The sequence below is a fragment of the Bradyrhizobium sp. USDA 372 genome, from assembly GCF_053629095.1.
This window is the reverse complement of sequence record NZ_JBRJHR010000001.1, coordinates 1205187-1222181: the sequence shown is the minus strand read 5'-3', so window position 1 is coordinate 1222181 and position 16995 is coordinate 1205187. Positions and strand designations below refer to the sequence as shown.

Genomic DNA, 16995 nt, shown 5'->3' with positions numbered 1-16995 from the left:
CATCGCCCCGGAATGACGGAGAGGGGCTTCAGCCCTGCGCTGCGGCCGGCTGCTTGGTTCTGGCCTCGATCTGGCCGATGGCATCAACCACGGCATCGAAGGTGAGAAGCGTTGAGGCATGGCGCGCCTTGTAGTCGCGGACCGGCTCAAGGAACTTGATCTCCTCCCATTTGCCTTGAGGAGGCGCGCCGTTCTCCTTCAGCATCTTGCGAACGGTTTCGCGTAACTCACGGAGTTCGCTCGCAGTCGAGCCGACCACGTGACTTGCCATGATGGATGAAGAGGCCTGGCCCAAGGCGCAGGCCTTCACGTCATGGGCGAAGTCGGTGACGGTGTCCCCGTCCATCTTGAGATCGACCTTCACCGTCGAGCCGCACAGCTTGGAGTGGGCGGTCGCGCTGGCATCGGGGGCCGACAGCCGCCCGAGGCGCGGAATATTCCCGGCCAGCTCGATGATCCGCTTGTTATAAATGTCGTTCAGCATGTGATGGAGTCCAACACGTCCACACCCGCGTCCGGGCCGGATCGGCCTTGGCGGGCGCCGCCCACGGTCCTATATAGGGGCGGAACTGGTGGAAAAACAGTCCAGCGGTGCGTCGCCTGCGATCCAGATCTGCACTATCGACGTTGTGACCAAAGGGCCTTTTCGCCAAAACTGTTCTCTTCAGGCGTCTGGCGGCTTGCCGCCCCGTCTGCCGGTGACACTCCGGCCACAAGGCCGTCGAACGGAGTAGACATGGACGCTACAATCAAGCCGATCCGCCCCAACAAGCAGCCCGAGAGCCGCCCGGCCGAGCTTGATCCTGCCGAATTCCTCGCGGCCGCCGTCCGCGCCGACCAGCCGCGCCCTGCGCGCGCCGAGGCGGAAGCGGCGGTGAAGACGCTGCTCGCCTATATCGGCGAGAACACCGAGCGGGAGGGCCTGCTCGACACACCGCGTCGCGTCGTCGAGGCTTTCGACGAGCTGTATCAGGGCTACCACCAGTGCCCGGCCGAGGTGCTCGACCGCACCTTCGGCGAGACCGCAGGCTATGACGATTTCGTCCTGGTGCGCGACATCGAGTTCACCTCGCAATGCGAGCATCACATGATGCCGTTCTACGGCAAGGCGCACATCGCCTATACGCCGGTGGAGCGCGTCGTCGGCCTGTCCAAGCTTGCCCGCCTGACCGACATCTTCGCCCGCCGGCTCCAGACCCAGGAGCACCTCACCGCGCAGATCGCCGCCGCGATCGACGAGGTGCTCAAGCCGCGCGGTGTTGCGGTGCTGATCGAGGCCGAGCATACCTGCATGTCGGTGCGCGGCGTCGCCAAGCACGGCGCCTCCACCTTCACCAGCCGCTTCACCGGCATGTTCCGCGACAATCCGGCGGAGCAGGCCCGTTTCCTGTCCCTGGTGCGAGGCACGACGCGCTGACCTCGCGAAAACCGGCGAGAGTTGCTGTGTCCGCTCACTCCCATGAGATCGAGGAGGGCCTCGCCTTCCTGCCCAGGTTCGATGCCGCTGGCCTCGTGACGGTCGTCGCCACCGACGCCGCTACCGGCGACGTACTCATGGTCGCGCACATGAACGAGGAGGCGCTGCGCAAGACGATTGCGACCGGCGAGGCCTGGTACTTCAGCCGCTCGCGCAATGCCTTGTGGCGAAAAGGTGAGACGTCGGGTCAGACCCAGCGCGTGGTCGAGATGCGCACCGATTGCGATCAGGATGCGGTCTGGATCCGCGTCGAGCAGATCGGCGCGGCCTGCCACACCGGCCGGCGGTCGTGCTTCTACCGCAAGGTCGAGGCCGAGGGCGGAGGAGCGAAGCTGGTCTTCACCGACGCCGAGCGGCTGTTCGATCCGGACGAGGTCTACAAGAAGTAGCAAGCTGTCATTCCGGGGCGCGCGGAGCGCGAGCCCGGAATCCATCGCAAGGCATCACGCGCGGCTCAATGGATTCCGGGCTCATCGCTTCGCGATGCCCCGGAATGACGAGGGCAGCCGAATTAACCCCCCATTAACCATACCTGTCCCACGGTGATACGACGGGCGCCGAATTGCCGGCGTCGCTCAACGCCGCGCGGGGCGGGCACTTCATCATGTCGATCGACAATTTCAGTGCCACGCAGACGGCCGGCCTTGATCCGTCGCGGGCGCGTGTCGCCGGTGCGATCAAGCAGGCCTCGAACATCAGTGGCGTCAGCTTCCAATACATGCTGACCACGGCCAAGATGGAATCGGATTTCGATCCGACGGCCGGTGCCACCACCTCGTCCGCGCACGGGCTCTACCAGTTCATCGACCAGACCTGGCTCGGCACGGTGAAGGAGGCGGGCGCCCAGCTCGGCTATGGCAGCTATGCCGACGCCATCACCAGGACGTCGTCGGGCACCTACAGCGTCGATGATCCCGTCAAGAAGCGGTCGATCATGAAGCTGCGCGACGACCCCGAAGCCGCTTCCGCCATGGCGGCGGCGCTGACGCAGTCGAACAGCTTCAAGCTCACCGGTCTGCTCGGCCGCAGGCCGAGCGATAGCGAGCTCTACATGGCGCATTTCATGGGCGTCGGCGGCGCCGCAAAGCTGATCGCCAACGCCGAGGACAATCCGCAAGCGGTCGGGGCGCGGCTGTTTCCCAACGCGGCGGCCGCCAACCGCCCGATCTTCTACGCCAAGGACGGCCGCGCCCGCAGCGTTTCCGAAGTCTATTCGGTCCTGGACGCCCGCTATGCCGGCGCCGCGAATTCGAAAGTCACGCGCAGTGCGATGGCGATGTATGGCGGCACGCCGTCGACCACGCAGGTCGCGAGTGCCAATACAGTCGTGCCCACTGCACCTGTCATGGACAACGCCGCCTATCTCCAGACCTTCCCGAATACCCGCACAGTGACGCCCGTCAGCGCGACGTCGTCGACACAGGTCGCGGACAATGCGGCGAGTACGCCGGTGTTTCGTTCGATCTATCAGCCCGGCGATGCCACGCAGCCGGTCTCGACCACGGTGCAGAAACTCTGGGGCAACAATGCCTCGCTGACCTCGGTCGCCTCAGTGACGCCGGACGTGCGGCCGCCGCAGCCGCTCGATCTCTTCAGCGATCGCAGCGGGACGTTCTCGAGCTAGCCGAGTTCGCGTGTTCGAGGCCTGGGCCCCGGCTCTGCAGCGCATCGCCTGACGAGGCGCTGCGCTGCGTCCGGGGCACACAGCTGAGGCGGCTTTGTTCCCTTAACAAATCATCAATAAAACCAGCCAGTTATGGTGAACGCTTTGTTAAGCGTCGTGGTTTATTTTGTGTTGCAGGTGACGAGCCGTCACCGTTTTTCGTTTGTTGTGTAAGCCGGAAGCAGCATGATTGTTCGGCAGTTCATCAATTGGATCAGGACGGCGCCCGCAGGCGAGCGGGCCGAGGCAACACGGGCGCTGGCCCGGGCCTGGCTGATCTCGGACCTTTCTGCAGACGACCGCACCGCCGCCGAAGGCGCGCTTTTGATGCTGCTGGACGATCCCTCGCCGCTGGTACGGCAGGCGATGGCCGAAGCCTTTGCCCGCAGCCTCGACGCGCCGGCCGCAATCGTGCGGGCGCTGTCGGCCGATCAGCCGACGGTCGCGCTGCCGGTGCTCGAACATTCCCCGCTCTTGATCGACGCCGATCTCGTCGACATCGTCGCGACCGGCAGCGAGGAGGTGCAGTGCGCGGTGGCCCGGCGCATCGCATTGCCGGTCTCGGTGTGCGCCGCGATCGCCGAAGTCGGCTGCGCGGCTGCCGCGCTGGAGCTGATCGAAAATCCCCATGCCGAGCTCGCCCCGTTCTCCTGGGACCGGATCGTCGAGCGCCACGGCCATCTCGCAGCCATCCGCGAGGCGATGCTGGTGCTGGAGGATCTGCCGGCCGCAACGCGTGCGGCGCTGGTGGCAAAGCTCTCCGAGACGCTGGCCCAATTCGTCGTGGCGCGGAACTGGCTCAGCGCCGACCGCGCCGACCGCATCACCGTCGAAGCGCGCGACCGCTCCACCATGAACATTGCGGCGCGCTCGCGCGGCGATGACATGCAGGGCCTGGTCCGGCACTTGCGCATCACCGGCCAGCTGACCGCGGGCCTGATCCTGCGCGCACTGCTGTCGGGCAATCTGGGCTTGTTCGACGCCGCACTCGCCGAGCTCGCCGAGCTGCCGCTGGCGCGCGTCTCGGCGCTGCTGCACGACCGCGGCGGCAACAGCGTGCACGCGCTGCTCCGTCGCGCCGGGCTTCCGGAGGCGACGTTTGCGGCGTTCCAGGTCGCGCTCGATGCCTGCCACGAGCAGGGCTTCGTCGACAGCGACGATGGCGCGGTGCGGCTGCGCCGGCGTATGGTCGAACGCGTGCTGACCCATTGCGAGTCCGATCGCGGCGCCACCGAGCCCCTGATGGTCCTGCTGCGCCGCTTCGCAACCGAGTCCGCGCGCGAAGAGGCGCGGCTGTTCTGCGAGGAGATTGTCACGGATGATGTGATCGATCCGGTCTACGACGATCTGATCGCGGCGTAGATGGATCCGCAAATTCCGTCATTGCGAGCGCAGCGAAGCAATCCAGACTGTTTCCGCGGAGGGATTCTGGATTGCTTCGCTGCGCTCGCAATGACGAGGAGTGAGTGAAGCCTTACTCCACGGGCGCGATGCTCGGCGCCAGGATCACTTCGAGATGCTCGGGGCGGTCGCGGTTGACGTGGGCAAGATAATCGTCCGCAACCTTGCGCAGGCGGCGGCTGAGCTCGGCTGAGACGCTGATCCTGTCGAGCCTCGTGTTCTCGTGCACGATGGCGAGAATGGCGTTGATGTGGTGCGTGAACAGCTCGGCCGGCACCTTGTCCAGATCAGGCGCGTGCTCGATGACGCGGCACAGGCTTTCGGCGATGCCCGCTGCCGAAGGAAAGCCGAACGTCGCCGCATCGCCCTTGATGTCGTGTGCGGCGTGAAACAGCTCGTCGCGCAGTTTCTTCGTGAAGCCGTCCTTCTGCACGGCCGTCCAGGCGGCGGACAGTCTCTGGACCTCGATCGCCATCCAGTCCTTGAACTCACCGGAGAGGCTCGCGAGCGCCTGCTCGGCGCGGGCGATCGGGTCGTCCATGTCCTTGTCTTCGACACGGCGCAGGACCTTGCGCAGCGGATTCGGCTGCGTGATGACCTGGTGCGTGGCGAAGGCCTTGACCTCGATGTCCTTTGCGCTGTTCTTCGCCATGATGCCTGCCTCGTCTGAAGAGGTTGCGCTAGATGGAGGAGCGGGCCTTGTCGAGCAGCGAGGGCTGCTGCAGCACCTCGTGCTTTTCGCCGACGCGGCGCTCCGGGCCCATATAGGCGGAGTTGGTGTTGCGGCGCCGGTCGGGGCCGAAATAGGTCTTGGTCTTGATGAAGGGGCGGGGATTGGCGACGACGTTGAGGATGCGCTGATAGAGCCCCTTGGCCGAGATCGGCTTGGCCAGAAATTCCGTGACGCCGGCATCGCGGGCGACCGTGACGCGGCGCTTCTCCGAATGGCCGGTCAGCATGATGATCGGTGCGTAAGGATTGCCCTTGGATTCCGGCTGGCGGATCATCTGGGCGAGCTCGAGCCCGTCGAAGATCGGCATGGCCCAGTCCGTGATGACGATGTCGGGCACGTAATGGCTGTACATTTCGAGCGCCGTGGCACCGTCCTCGGCCTCGTAGACCTCGCGCGCGCCGAACGAATGCAGCAGCGTCCGCAGGATGCGGCGCATATGCGGATTGTCGTCGCAGACGAGGAAGCGCAGCTTGTTGAAGTCGATACGGAACATGACGCCCGGGCCAAAAGCGGGTCAACCTTCGTTAACCATATCGTGGCGTGGGTTAACGAAGGGTTGCCGGCAGGCGGGCGGCAGGAGGGCGGCAGGAGGCAGGAGGCAGGAGGCTCAGTAGCCGAACTGCTCCCGCAGGATGCGCTCTTCCAGGCTGTGGCCGGGGTCGAACAGCATCCGCATGGAGATGCTCTTGTCCGAAAGCACCTCGACACGCCGGACCCTGCGCACCTCCTCGTGGTCGGCGACGGCGGCGACGGGGCGCTTGTCATCCTCCAGCACCTCGATCACGACATAGGCCGTATTGGGCAGGAGGGCGCCGCGCCAGCGCCGCGGCCGGAAGGCGCTGATTGGCGTCAGTGCCAGCAGGGCGGCGTTGATTGGGAGAATGGGGCCCTGCGCCGACAGATTGTAGGCAGTCGAGCCTGCCGGCGTCGCCACGATGATGCCATCGGCGATCAGCTCCGGCATGCGCTCGCGCTCGTCGATCAGGATCCGCAAGCGCGCCGCCTGCGAGGTCTGGCGAAACAGGTAGACCTCGTTGATGGCGTGGTGCAGGTGGACGCGGTCGTTCACGTCGGTCGCGCGCATCAAGAGCGGATTGATCTCGGACTCATGCGCAGTCTCGAGCCGTTGGCGCAGATCATGCGTCGAGTACTCGTTCATCAGGAAGCCGACCGTGCCGCGGTGCATGCCGTAGATCGGCTTTCCCGTGCGCATGTGGTGGTGCAGCGTCTGCAGCATCAGGCCGTCGCCGCCGAGCGCGACGACCACGTCGGCCTCGTCGGGATCGCAATTGCCATAGTCCCTGGTCAGCTGGCCAAAGGCGGCCTGCGCCTCGTTGCTCGGGCTGGCGACGAAGGCGATCCGGTCGTATCTCGCGGGCTTGGTCATGGCGTCTCGGCAGGGCCGCTGGCTCGAGGAAGGTTCCGCCGGGCTCGTCTATACGAGGTGGGCCTGCATTGTCGAGGATGACCCGTTGCAAAGCAACCGGGCGGCCCGTTGAGCGGCCGCCCGGTTCAATTCAGGGTAAAGACAGGGTCGATTGCCGCGGATCAATATTTTGCGATGACGGCGCCCGGGGTGAAGCGATAGTTCACGCCGATCTTGACCTGGGACAGGCTGCCACTGTCGCGCATCGTGGTGACGCCGTCGCTCATCAGCGACGTCCGGCTGCCGAGATCGATATAGTCGTACTCGGCCTTTGCCGACCAGTTCTTGCCAAGGTCGAACTCGGTGCCGTAGCCGATCAGCCAGCCGCTGCGATAGCCGCTGCTGCTGAAGCCGTCGGTGGCCCCGCCGAACTGGTTGACGCAGGGACCGAGCTGGAAGACGCCGACGACGGCGCCATTGAGCGGGCCGAACACGCAATTGACGTTGGTGCGGTCCTGAGCCCAGGCGCCGCCGGCCTTTGCGTAGATCAGGGTGCGGTTCCAGGAATAGCCGACGCGGCCGGACAGGGTCGCGATCCAGTCCGACGAGTTCTGGCAATTGAGCAGCAACGCGAGGTTCTGGACCGTGGTGCAGGTGCGCGATCCGCGCAAATTCGTCGCCGCGATGTCGCCCTCGATGCCGAGCACCCAGTTGCTCGGCATCTGGTAATTATAGCCGACCTGGAGGCCGCCGAGGCCGCCGAACACGCGCGGATTGTTGCCGTCGATCGGATCGCCGGCAAAGCGGATGTCCGTCTTGCCGTATTCGACACCGAGCGAGCCGCCGACATAGACGCCGGTCCAGTTGGTCGGCGCAATGACGGTGCCTGCCGCCTTGGCCGGGGCCTTCAGCGGCATGATCGAGGCGATCTGTTCCGGCGTGAACTGGTAGCGAAGGCCGGCATTGGCGGTCCAGCCGTCGATGTTTTCGCCGTTGCGATAGTCACCGCGGACGAAGCCGAGCCAGCCGGTGTTGGCGAGCTGGCCGGCAACACCGAGCGAGTACTGACCATAGGTGCCGACCCGGCTCGTGCTGGTGTTCTGCGAAATCGCGATCGGGATGACGCCGAACACGCTGGCGTTCAGGCTGTTGACCGACGAGGTCACGTCGCCGGCGAACTCGTGGAAGACGCTGACCGAGGCGAAGGGCTGCAGGATCAGGTTGCCTGAGGTGATCGTCGTGCCGCCACGCAGGGTGAGGCGCCCGATCTTGCTCTCGATTGGCGAAGTGGTCACGGTCGAGACGATGCCTTGCGAGACGGCGCCGCCGCTCAAGGTGTAGTCGTCGACATTGGTCCGCGACCAGGTGAAGCCCGCGGACGGCTCGATGAACCAATTGTTGGCCAAGGCGAAGTTGTAGCCGACCGAGGCCGACACGGAGGTGCCGCGCGCGCCGATCTGCTGGTTGAACAGCCCGACGCCGACATTGGTCAGGTCGGCGCGGTAAAACTCTTCGCGCACCATGATGTCCGCGAAGAAGCGGCCGTAAGTTGCGACGACATAGGCGCCGAGGAAGGGAACCTCGAAATTCGTGCTGCCACCCGCGTTGTCGGTGGCCTTGGACGACAGATAGCCGGCGGTGGTGCCGACGTGAACGTTCCAGCCGCGCCAGTTCAGGCGAGAGATGTCCTGGCCGACCTGAACACCCCCGAAGCTCTGATGAACCGAGCCGGCGCAGTTGAAGTTCGATGCAGCACCGAGCACCGGATTGAAGATGCCGGCGTTGACCGTGCCGGTCGAGGTCGAGGTGAACTTGTTGGTGACCTCGCCGCCGACTCCGCGGATCCAGATCCCCCCACCGGGCTGCTCGGGCTTCGGATCGGCGGGCGCCGAGACGAATGCGCTGCCTTGCTGCGTGAGGAATGCGGTGTTGGTGGTGCCGAGCGCACCGGCGACTGACCCGGAGGCCGCGCCTGTCGCCGCCGAGATCGCCGCGAGTTGTGCCCCGAAGAATCCCGCACCAGCGCCTGTGACGGCACCGGTGCATTGCGCGAAGGCTGCCGATGAGCTCAGCGAAAGCGCGATCACGGCACCGGACAAGAGCTTCGTGCTGCTGATCCGCCCGGTCAGCGCGAGCACAAACTGCCTCATTCCCAGCCCCAACAATTCAAAAATCAAGGAATCAACAGACGCAGCAACACTCGGAAACAAAGCTAAAGGAGCCACGCTTGCACCGGAAGCGTAGCGGCGCGCATTCGACGTGATCGGCGGCGATTTCCAATCGGCTGTACCGGAGCCGCCACATGTGGCGGGATGTCGCAGGTTTGACCACGCAGGCTGTGATGGGCATCACGCAGGGACCAAGATGGCTCCGAATACCTTTTGTGAGCAGCCGCTCCGGCGCATTGATCGCGGCGGTCTGCGGCGATAAAACATGAATAGATTTAGCGATTTTCGGGCCAGCGCGTGGATGCCGAGTCCCTTGCAGGGGATCAGGATCGGCGCATTAGCGCACGCTCGGCATGGATTTTATGATGCTCCGGCGTCTGATCGCAGCGATGGCGATGATCGGCGGGACCCTCCTGGCCGTGGTCCTGGCGAGCGATTGCGCGTTCGCCGAGCGGCGCGTGGCGCTGGTGGTTGGCAACTCCCTCTATCAATCCGTGCCGCAACTGCCCAATCCATCGCGCGATGCCGTCTCGGTCGCGCAGATGTTTCGCGATGCCGGCTTCGACACCGTCGAGACGCTGAACAATGTCGGCAACCTCGAGTTCAAACGCGGGATCCGCAAGTTCGAGACGACGGCGGACCAGGCCGACATCGCGGTCGTCTATTATGCCGGACATGGGCTCGAGATCGGCGGCACCAATTATCTCATCCCGGTTGATGCGAGGCTGGCTTCCGACCGCGACGCCGACGACGAGGCCATCCCGCTGGAGCGGCTTGTCTCCTCGGCGGATGGCGCAAGGCGGCTTCGTCTGATCATTCTCGATGCTTGCCGCGACAATCCGTTCGTCGGCACGATGAAGCGCGAGCGGCGCAACCTTCCGACCCGCGCGGTCAGTGGCGGTCTCGGCAAGGTCGAGCCCACAATGACCGACACGTTGATCGCCTACGCGGCGAAGGCCGGCTCGACGGCGGATGATGGCGATGGCGATCACAGTCCGTTCACCACGTCGATCCTCAAGAATCTTCCCGTCCCTGGTCTCGACATTCGCCTTGCCTTCGGCCGCGTCAGGGATGAAGTCTTGAAGGCGACGGCCAATCGCCAGGAGCCGTATGTTTACGGCGCGCTCGGCGGCGGCACGATCTCGCTGGTACCGGCCCCGGCCGTGCCGCGCGAAGCGCCGGTCAGTGACGTCAAGGCGGATTACGACCTGGTGCAGAAGATCGGCACGCGGCGGGCATGGGAGGTCTTCCTCGCGACCCATCCGACCGGCTTCTATGCCGAGCTGGCGCGGGCGCAGATCGAGGCATTGGCGAGCCAGCCGCAAGCGCCGCCGTCCAATATCCAGGTTGCCGCCTATCCACAGTCGGCGCCGCCAAGCCGCGATGCGCCGCCCACCCGCGAACAGATCGAGTGGGACAAGATCAAGGACAGCGTCGACATCCCCGTGCTGCAGCGTTTCATCAGGCGTTTTCCCGACGCGCCGCTCGCGATCACCGCGCAGCAGCGCGTCGATCTGTTGAAACAGGCGATCCAGGAACGCGAGGACAAGGCGCGCGCCGAACGCGAGGCGGCGCGCCAGGCAGCCGAGGAGGCCAAGCGCAAGGCGGACGCGGAGAAGGCCGAACTCGCCGCACAGAAGAAGCGCGAGGACGACGAGCGCCGCGCCCGCGAGGCCGAGGCGGCCGAGAAGGCGAGGGCGGCTGCGGCCGCCGCTGCCGCAGAGAAGAAGCGCCAGGACGATGAACGCCGCGCCGCTGCAGCCGAAGCCGAGCGCCTTGCCAAAGCGGCCGAAGCCGAGCGCAAGGCGCAGGAAGCCAGGCAGAAAGCCGAGCAGGCCGAGCGCGACCGGCTTGCGGCGGAGGCTGCTGCAGCAAAGGCCGCCGCGGAGAAGCAGGCACGCGATGCGGAGGATGCGCGCAAGAAGGCCGAGATCGCCGCCGCCAAGGAGGCCAGCGCAGCCGAGAAGAAGCGTCTCGAGGACGAACGCCGCGCCGCAGCCGCCGAAGCCGAGCGCCTCGCCAAGGCGGCCGAGGCCGAGCGTAAGGCGCAGGAGGCCAGGCAGAAGGCGGAGCAGGCCGAGCGCGATCGTGCGGCAGCCGCGGCTGCTGCCGCGAAGGCGGCGGCCGAGAAGCAGGCGAGGGAGGCCGAGGAGGCGCGCAAGGCGGCCGAACTCGCCGCGTCCAGGGAAGTCGCCTGTAAAGAACAGCAGGGCAAGCTCGATGCGATCATCGCCAAGGGCAGCGAAGGCACGGGCATCGACGACCTCAAGGCATTCTCCAGGACGGTCACCTGCGACCGGCTCGGGCCGCTCGTCGTCGCCGCGATCGATCGTTTCAATGCAGAGGCCGCCAAGCGGGCGGCGACCCTGCCGAACTCGCCCCAGCTCGTCACCTCGGCGCAGACCGAGCTGGTCCGGCTGGGTTGCCTGACCGGCAAGCCCGACGGCAAGCTGAGCGAGCCGACCAAGGCCGCGCTCGTCCGCTATTTCAGCATCGGTGGGCAGCCCACCGAGGCCGACAAGGTCAGCGTGACTCAGGATCTCGTCGGGGAGCTCGCCAAGCGCGCCACGCGGGTCTGCCCGATCCAGTGCAAGGGCGACGAAACGCTGAAGGGCGACCTCTGCGTTGCCAATGAGAAACCGGCGCCGGCGGCGACCGCCTCGCGCAAGAACGAGGACGAGGACAAGCCGCGCCGCAAGCAGACGAGCCGCGAAGCCGACCGCGAGCCGGTCAGGCGTGCGAGGCCCGAGAATGATGCGCCGCGTGCCCGGCAGCAGGCTGTCGCACGTCCGAGCATCGTGAGTGGCGGCGGCGGTCATAGCACCATGATCGGCGTCGGGTTCTGAAACGATCGGCGGCCGGCGGCGTTAGCTGGGGTGAGGGACGGAGCGGGACATGAACCGGTTTCATTCGCTGACGCTTGCTGCGGCCGCCTCGGCGGCGGTCACGATGTCGGCGGCAGCGCCTGCTGCGGCTGATCAAGGCGAGGGACGCATCGCCAGGACCATCACATCGGGGCATCGGGCCTTGCATGCCGCTCGGCCGGCGATCGTGCGCGTCCGCCCACCGACCCGTGTTGCTTCGATACCCATGGATTCCTCCTGCCGCGGATGTCGCGATTTCGTGTTGATACTCGGCATCGGCTTTTAGGGCTCCGATCCCCCAAAGCGTCGCAATTGCCGGCTAGGGTCTCGCGTGCGATCGAGGCTGCGGTGAGCGCCGCCGAACAGGGAGAGCTGTCATGGTGATGCGTCGATCGGCGCTGCGTCGCGTAGGTCTGGCACTCGCTTTGTTCGTGCTCGCAGGCTTTGCGCATGCGGATGAACCGCAACCGCGCTCCGAAGCGGCCGCGCCGGCCGGACAGAAGGGTGGGCGCGGCGGCGGCGCGCAAAACGCGGCGCAGACGGCGCAGACGTCGTCGTCCGCGACCGAGCCGCACCGTCTGCCGCCGGATTCGACCACGAAGCAGACGCTCGATCTGCCCGGCCGGACGCTGAACTTCACGGCCACCGCCGGCTCGATCCGCGTGTTCGACGGCAAGGGCGAACCGCTGGCCGACATCGCCGTCACCTCCTATGAGCTCGACGGTGCCGATCGCGCCACGCGCCCGGTGACGTTCCTGTTCAACGGCGGGCCGGGCGCGTCCTCGGCGTGGCTACAGTTCGGCGCGGCAGGGCCGTGGCGCTTGCCGCTCGACGGCGAGGCGCTGTCGCCGTCGGCGTCGCCCGAGGTGAAGCCGAACGCGGAGACCTGGCTCGACTTCACCGATCTCGTCTTCGTCGACCCGGTCAGCACCGGCTACAGCCGCTTCGTGGCGAGCGGCGAGGACGCGCGCAAGTCGTTCTACTCCGTCGACGGCGACGTCAATTCGATCGCGCTCGTGATCCGCCGCTGGCTCGAACGGCACGAGCGGCTGACCTCGCCGAAATACGTCGCCGGCGAAAGCTATGGCGGCATTCGCGGGCCGAAGGTCGTGCGTCAATTGCAGCTCCAGCACGGCGTCGGCGTCAGGGGCTTGATCCTGGTCTCGCCGCTCTTGGACTTCCGCGAGTTCACCGGAACGAGCCTCCTGCAATATGTCGCGACACTGCCGAGCTATGTGGCGGTGGCGCGCGAAGCCAAAGGCCCGGTCAAGCGCGCCGACCTCGCCGACGTCGAGGCTTACGCGCGCGGTGAGTTTCTTGCCGACCTCGTCAAGGGCGAGGCGGACAAGGAGGCCACCAATCGTCTGGCCGACAAGGTCGCCGAGCTCACCGGCATCGACCAGGCGGTGAGCCGCCGCCTCGCCGGCCGCTTCGACGTCGGCGAATTCCGCCGCGAATTCGACCGCAAGAACGGCAAGGTGACCGGACGCTACGACGCCTCGGTGCGCGGCTTCGATCCCTATCCGGATTCCAGCAGCTCGCGCTTCGGCGATCCCTCCGGCGATGCGCTCCAGGCGCCGCTGACGAGCGCCGCGGTCGACGTGCTCTCGCGCAAGCTCAACTGGCGGCCCGACGGCTCCTATGAAGTCCTGAACGGCGCCGTCGAAGGTCACTGGGATTTCGGCCGTGGCATCAACCCGCCGCAATCGGTCTCCGAGCTGCGCCAGATCCTGGCCACCGATGCCAAGCTGAACGTGCTGGTCGCGCATGGCCTGTTCGACCTTGCCACGCCCTATTTCGGAACGAAGCGGGTGCTCGACCAGCTGCCGGCTTTCGCGACGCAGCGGGTGAAGTTCGTGGTCTATCCCGGCGGCCACATGTTCTATTCGCGCGACGGCTCACGGCAGGCGCTTCGCAGCGAGGTCGAGGCGCTCATCAGGGAGTAGGCCGGCGCTTGCGCGGCGGATACCGGCGCGCGATCTCGCGTGCGACGACTTTTTCCGGCTTCACGTTCGCGCCGGCGATCCAGATGTCGCTGATCTTGCCGCGCTTGTCGCGGATCCGGCGCACCGGCTCGCCATGGCTGGAATACCCGGCAGCCCAGGCGAGCTTGCCCGTGTCGCGGCCGGTCACCTCGATCTCGGCGGCATCCATGAACGGGTTGTTGAACTGCGGGTTGGCGACGAGCACGCGGTTGCCCGCCGGGACGAGATCGGTCGCGCCCCAGATCGTCCACCAGCGGCCGGTCCAGTCGCGCAGGCGCCGGTCGGGCGCGCCGCGGGTTTGGAACACGCGCAGGATCTGCATCGCGCCATCCATCCAGAACGGCGCCGCGCCGTCGATCGAGTTGCTGAGGACGCTGATCGAAAGCTCGCAAGCGGGAATGGAGCAGGTGCGCGAGATATAGCCCTGAAAACCGCCGCCATGGCCGAACCAGTCCCAACCATCGGTCTTGCCGGCATTGACGCCCAAGCCATAATAGGCCTCGAAGCTCTGCGGGATGCGCCAATGGTTTCGCGTCATCTCGCGGCGGCTCGCAGCCGACAGCACGCTCTTCTTCGCATTGGGTGCCAGCTGCGCGAAGAAGCGGGCGGTGTCGGCGGCGGTGGCGACGAAGCCTGCGGCAGATGCCATCGCATGTGCGGGATTGTCACCCGGGATCACGCAGCGCTCTCCAAACGGCACCTTTCGCGTGTGGCCGCGCGCGAACGGGGCGCCCTTGGGAAGCGGTGCGTCCGGCTCCGTCTCGCGCAGGCCGGCCGGCGCAATGATCTCGCGCTTGATCCAGGCGGAGTAGGGCTCCTTTGCAACAGCCTTAATCACGAGGCCGAGCAGACCAAAGCCGTGATTGGAATATTTGAAGCGCGTGCCGGGCTCGATCGCGGTCGGCAGCTTCAATTCCGTAAGCAACTCCCTCGCGTCGAGATAGGGGCGGCTGTCGATGAACTGGCCGGAATCGGTGCCGTCGCGCGTCAGCCCCGCGCTGTGCGACAGCACTTGCGCAATCGTGGTCTCGGCGACACGCGGATGGAGGCCGCCGACATATTGGCCGACATTGTCGTCGAGCCGGAGCTTGCGCTGCTCGCGCAGCTTCATGATGCCGGCCGAGGTGAAGCTCTTGGAGTGCGAGGCGATGCGAAAGCGATGGCGCGGGGTGAGCTTCTCGCCGGTGTCGAGATTGGCGAGGCCGAACGCATGCTCGGCGACGATCTCGCCGCGATGGGCGAAGGCCACGATGACGCCCGGCTGCTGGATCGTCGTCAGCTGGTAGTCGATCCAGGAGCCGATGTAATCGATCGCGGATCGCAGCCACGTGTCCATTGCGCTACCGGTTTGCGAGGGAGGTTGGTGCGCGAGGCTAACCGAAAACGCAGAACGGGCACAACCCTGAGGTTGTGCCCGTCCGCTTCGTTCAAAGATGCAATGATCAGTAGACGAGTGTCGCGCCGGTCGGCTTGTCGAGCGCTTCGGCCAGCGAGCGATACTCTGCGCTGCCGGTGCCGGCGAGCGAGGCGATCTTGCCAAGGTGATATTGCGCCTGCTCGCGGTTGCCCTGCTCGAGCTGCCACAGGCCATAATATTGCCAGGTGCGGACGTGGTTCGGATCGTCCTTCAGCGCCAGCTCGTAATAGACCTTCGACGATTGGTAGTCGCCGAGCTTGCGGTAGGAGTAACCGATCAGGTTGGCGACATCGGCGACGTCGTCACGCCGCAGCGACTTCAGCTGGTCGATTGCGCCCGTGTAATCGTGCTTGTCGTAGATCGCTGCGTAGGCGGTGCGATAGGCCGCGAGGAACTTGGGGTCGCTAACGGAAGAGCTCTTCTTCTTGCCCTTCTTGGTCGAGGAGTCCGAGCTCGGCGGCGACGAAGGGGAGTCGCCGGCCGCGGCATACGCATTGGACAGCACCGGCGCGGCCGCGAGCGTCACGGCGACGAGTCCAGGCACAACGAGCGTTGAGAGTTTGCGCATTCAAGTTCTCCGGTATGGAACGTGGCGATCCTACACGATTGCCCGAAGACCGGAACACCTCTCGGGCAAAAACATTCCCGCTTCGCACGATCTATTCGCCCGGCCGCGGATGACAAACTTGTCATCGAGATGAACGGAAGCCTGCTGAGGGCTTCAGACTGGGTTCAGTGCCCCCCGCCTAGGCTCCCACCCACGATCGATGGGTAGGCGAGAGGGCGCCGCCTGAAGATCCTTCCAAGAGGAGACCACCATGTTGAAGACCATTTCTGCAGCCTTGCTCGCAACGTCCGTGATCGCAGCCCCGGCTTTCGCTGCCGAGGCCGGCAAGACCACCACGGCCGCTCCGGTGATCAAGGCCGACCAGAGCCAGACCAAGGCGGCGACCACGGCCACGAAACCGGAAGCCGGCGTCAAGGCCGACGCCAAGACGACCGACGCCAAGACGACCGACGCCAAGACGGACGTGAAGACGACGGGCGTGAAGGCTCCCGACGTCAAGGCGGACGCCAAGGTGGATGGCAAGTCGAAGGCGCTGAACGCGAACGCCGCGGTCACCACCGACGAGCACAAGACCGTGCGCAAGCATCGCCATCACCGCAAGCAGGTCACGGCCAAGGACGCGCAGAAGGCGCAGCCGGATATCACCAAGCCCGCGACGTCAGACAAGCGCAACTGACGACTGATCCCGCGCGGCGGCATCCCTGGCATTGCCCCGCCGCCGCGCGCGGACGTCAGGCCTGGCCCGTTGCCACGCCTCGTGCGCAAGCCCGAGGCGTCGGCGGCTGGCCGGTGCGCTGTTTTAAGCCTCTGCAAGCGAATTCCCTTCATGCAGGCCAGGGGCTAGAACGTCTCCTGATCTGTTCGAGCGGAGAGCGCGGCCTGTGGGGCGATTGGCGAGATGTGCGGTGATCCTGGCGTTGCCGCTGGCGCTTGCGGCATGTTTCGGCAGCGACGGTGACCGTCCGACTTTCATGGGCGGGACCCAGGCCGGCGGGCCGCAGCCGTTTCCCGACAATTTCCGAAGCGACACGGTGGCGTTGATGCGGGCCTACCTCAACAATCCGGTCGGCGTGCGCAATGCCGGCATGGCCGAGCCGGTACAGCGCGAGGTCGGCGGCCGGCAGTTCTATGTGAGCTGCCTGCACTTCACCCCGCGCGAGACCGATGGCAGTTACAAGGGCGTGCGCGAGCGGGCCGTGATCTTCGTCAACGGCCGTGCGGATCGCGTGGTGGACCAGACCGGCGATCTCTGCGCCGGTGCGGTTTACGCACCCTTTCCGGAACTGGAAAAGATGACGCGGTAGCGCAAAGCCCGCCTTCATCGCCCGGTGTTAGACAGAAGCAGCCGGAGCC

Annotated in this window: 16 protein-coding genes; 9 read left to right on the top strand and 7 right to left on the bottom strand. The window is 66.0% G+C overall.

The features are described 5' to 3' along the window. Positions 1-28: 28 nt before the first annotated feature. Positions 29-484 carry an iron-sulfur cluster assembly scaffold protein gene (locus AB7M16_RS06020; protein WP_172783113.1) on the bottom strand — a complete coding sequence of 152 codons (456 nt, stop codon included), beginning with the start codon at positions 482-484 and terminating at the stop codon, positions 29-31. A gap of 252 nt (positions 485-736) precedes the next feature. Between AB7M16_RS06020 and folE the strand changes: the two genes are divergently transcribed. The 4 genes from folE (at position 737) to AB7M16_RS06000 (ending at position 4502) form a co-directional block, all read left to right on the top strand. After that, entirely contained in the window at positions 737-1417 is a 681-nt protein-coding gene (gene folE / locus AB7M16_RS06015) for a GTP cyclohydrolase I FolE (RefSeq protein WP_172783114.1), read from the top strand. Positions 1418-1443: 26 nt separating this feature from the next. Beyond that, complete coding sequence (hisI, locus tag AB7M16_RS06010; protein WP_212260310.1) at positions 1444-1866, top strand: phosphoribosyl-AMP cyclohydrolase; 423 nt, start codon at positions 1444-1446, stop codon at positions 1864-1866. Positions 1867-2081: 215 nt separating this feature from the next. Beyond that, positions 2082-3101 (top strand): lytic transglycosylase domain-containing protein, encoded by a 1020-nt coding sequence (locus AB7M16_RS06005; RefSeq protein WP_260379775.1) that lies wholly within the window; start codon positions 2082-2084, stop codon positions 3099-3101. Positions 3102-3326: 225 nt separating this feature from the next. Beyond that, a complete protein-coding gene (locus AB7M16_RS06000; protein WP_453943377.1) occupies positions 3327-4502 on the top strand; it encodes a DUF2336 domain-containing protein in 1176 nt (391 codons plus the stop codon). Between the two features lie 112 nt (positions 4503-4614). Here AB7M16_RS06000 and AB7M16_RS05995 read toward each other — a convergent pair whose 3' ends face one another. The 4 genes from AB7M16_RS05995 to AB7M16_RS05980 form a co-directional block, all read right to left on the bottom strand. Then, positions 4615-5193, bottom strand: a complete 579-nt coding sequence (locus AB7M16_RS05995; RefSeq protein ID WP_172783118.1) for an Hpt domain-containing protein — start codon at positions 5191-5193, stop codon at positions 4615-4617. Between the two features lie 28 nt (positions 5194-5221). Next, entirely contained in the window at positions 5222-5767 is a 546-nt protein-coding gene (locus AB7M16_RS05990; protein WP_008549760.1) for a response regulator, read from the bottom strand. Positions 5768-5881: 114 nt separating this feature from the next. Then, complete coding sequence (locus AB7M16_RS05985) at positions 5882-6661, bottom strand: NAD kinase (protein ID WP_036010536.1); 780 nt, start codon at positions 6659-6661, stop codon at positions 5882-5884. Positions 6662-6822: 161 nt separating this feature from the next. Continuing rightward, positions 6823-8790, bottom strand: coding sequence for an autotransporter domain-containing protein (locus AB7M16_RS05980; RefSeq protein WP_453943376.1), 1968 nt, complete (start codon positions 8788-8790; stop codon positions 6823-6825). Positions 8791-9173: 383 nt separating this feature from the next. On the opposite strand from AB7M16_RS05980, the gene AB7M16_RS05975 reads away from it, so the two are divergent. The 3 genes from AB7M16_RS05975 to AB7M16_RS05965 all read left to right on the top strand — a co-directional run bounded on the left by AB7M16_RS05975 (position 9174) and on the right by AB7M16_RS05965 (position 13618). After that, positions 9174-11654: a caspase family protein gene (locus AB7M16_RS05975; protein WP_453943375.1), complete on the top strand. Its 2481-nt coding sequence runs from the start codon at positions 9174-9176 to the stop codon at positions 11652-11654. A gap of 49 nt (positions 11655-11703) precedes the next feature. Continuing rightward, positions 11704-11958, top strand: a complete 255-nt coding sequence (locus AB7M16_RS05970; protein WP_453943374.1) for a hypothetical protein — start codon at positions 11704-11706, stop codon at positions 11956-11958. 97 nt (positions 11959-12055) lie between these two features. Continuing rightward, entirely contained in the window at positions 12056-13618 is a 1563-nt protein-coding gene (locus AB7M16_RS05965; protein ID WP_453947134.1) for a S10 family peptidase, read from the top strand. Here the strand turns inward: AB7M16_RS05965 and AB7M16_RS05960 are convergent. After that, positions 13608-14993, bottom strand: coding sequence for a serine hydrolase domain-containing protein (locus AB7M16_RS05960; protein ID WP_453943373.1), 1386 nt, complete (start codon positions 14991-14993; stop codon positions 13608-13610). The two genes, AB7M16_RS05965 and AB7M16_RS05960, sit on opposite strands and share 11 nt — an antisense overlap. A gap of 106 nt (positions 14994-15099) precedes the next feature. Then, positions 15100-15642: a tetratricopeptide repeat protein gene (locus AB7M16_RS05955; protein WP_260379772.1), complete on the bottom strand. Its 543-nt coding sequence runs from the start codon at positions 15640-15642 to the stop codon at positions 15100-15102. 250 nt (positions 15643-15892) lie between these two features. On the opposite strand from AB7M16_RS05955, the gene AB7M16_RS05950 reads away from it, so the two are divergent. Beyond that, complete coding sequence (locus AB7M16_RS05950) at positions 15893-16318, top strand: His-rich protein BRANT (RefSeq protein WP_453943372.1); 426 nt, start codon at positions 15893-15895, stop codon at positions 16316-16318. Positions 16319-16550: 232 nt separating this feature from the next. Beyond that, on the top strand, positions 16551-16946 hold the full coding sequence (locus tag AB7M16_RS05945; RefSeq protein ID WP_172783802.1) for a hypothetical protein: 396 nt from the start codon (positions 16551-16553) through the stop codon (positions 16944-16946). Positions 16947-16995: the final 49 nt, after the last annotated feature.

Coding starts and splice junctions, on each gene's coding strand:
- AB7M16_RS06000 (WP_453943377.1), top strand. CDS start 3,327: ATGATTGTTCGGCAGTTCATCAATTGGATCAGGACGGCGCCCGCAGGC.
- AB7M16_RS05965 (WP_453947134.1), top strand. CDS start 12,056: ATGCGTCGATCGGCGCTGCGTCGCGTAGGTCTGGCACTCGCTTTGTTC.
- AB7M16_RS05960 (WP_453943373.1), bottom strand. CDS start 14,993: ATGGACACGTGGCTGCGATCCGCGATCGATTACATCGGCTCCTGGATC.
- AB7M16_RS05985 (WP_036010536.1), bottom strand. CDS start 6,661: ATGACCAAGCCCGCGAGATACGACCGGATCGCCTTCGTCGCCAGCCCG.
- AB7M16_RS05955 (WP_260379772.1), bottom strand. CDS start 15,642: ATGCGCAAACTCTCAACGCTCGTTGTGCCTGGACTCGTCGCCGTGACG.
- AB7M16_RS05970 (WP_453943374.1), top strand. CDS start 11,704: ATGAACCGGTTTCATTCGCTGACGCTTGCTGCGGCCGCCTCGGCGGCG.
- AB7M16_RS05975 (WP_453943375.1), top strand. CDS start 9,174: ATGCTCCGGCGTCTGATCGCAGCGATGGCGATGATCGGCGGGACCCTC.
- AB7M16_RS05990 (WP_008549760.1), bottom strand. CDS start 5,767: ATGTTCCGTATCGACTTCAACAAGCTGCGCTTCCTCGTCTGCGACGAC.
- AB7M16_RS06005 (WP_260379775.1), top strand. CDS start 2,082: ATGTCGATCGACAATTTCAGTGCCACGCAGACGGCCGGCCTTGATCCG.
- folE (WP_172783114.1), top strand. CDS start 737: ATGGACGCTACAATCAAGCCGATCCGCCCCAACAAGCAGCCCGAGAGC.
- AB7M16_RS05980 (WP_453943376.1), bottom strand. CDS start 8,790: ATGAGGCAGTTTGTGCTCGCGCTGACCGGGCGGATCAGCAGCACGAAG.
- AB7M16_RS05995 (WP_172783118.1), bottom strand. CDS start 5,193: ATGGCGAAGAACAGCGCAAAGGACATCGAGGTCAAGGCCTTCGCCACG.
- AB7M16_RS06020 (WP_172783113.1), bottom strand. CDS start 484: ATGCTGAACGACATTTATAACAAGCGGATCATCGAGCTGGCCGGGAAT.
- AB7M16_RS05950 (WP_453943372.1), top strand. CDS start 15,893: ATGTTGAAGACCATTTCTGCAGCCTTGCTCGCAACGTCCGTGATCGCA.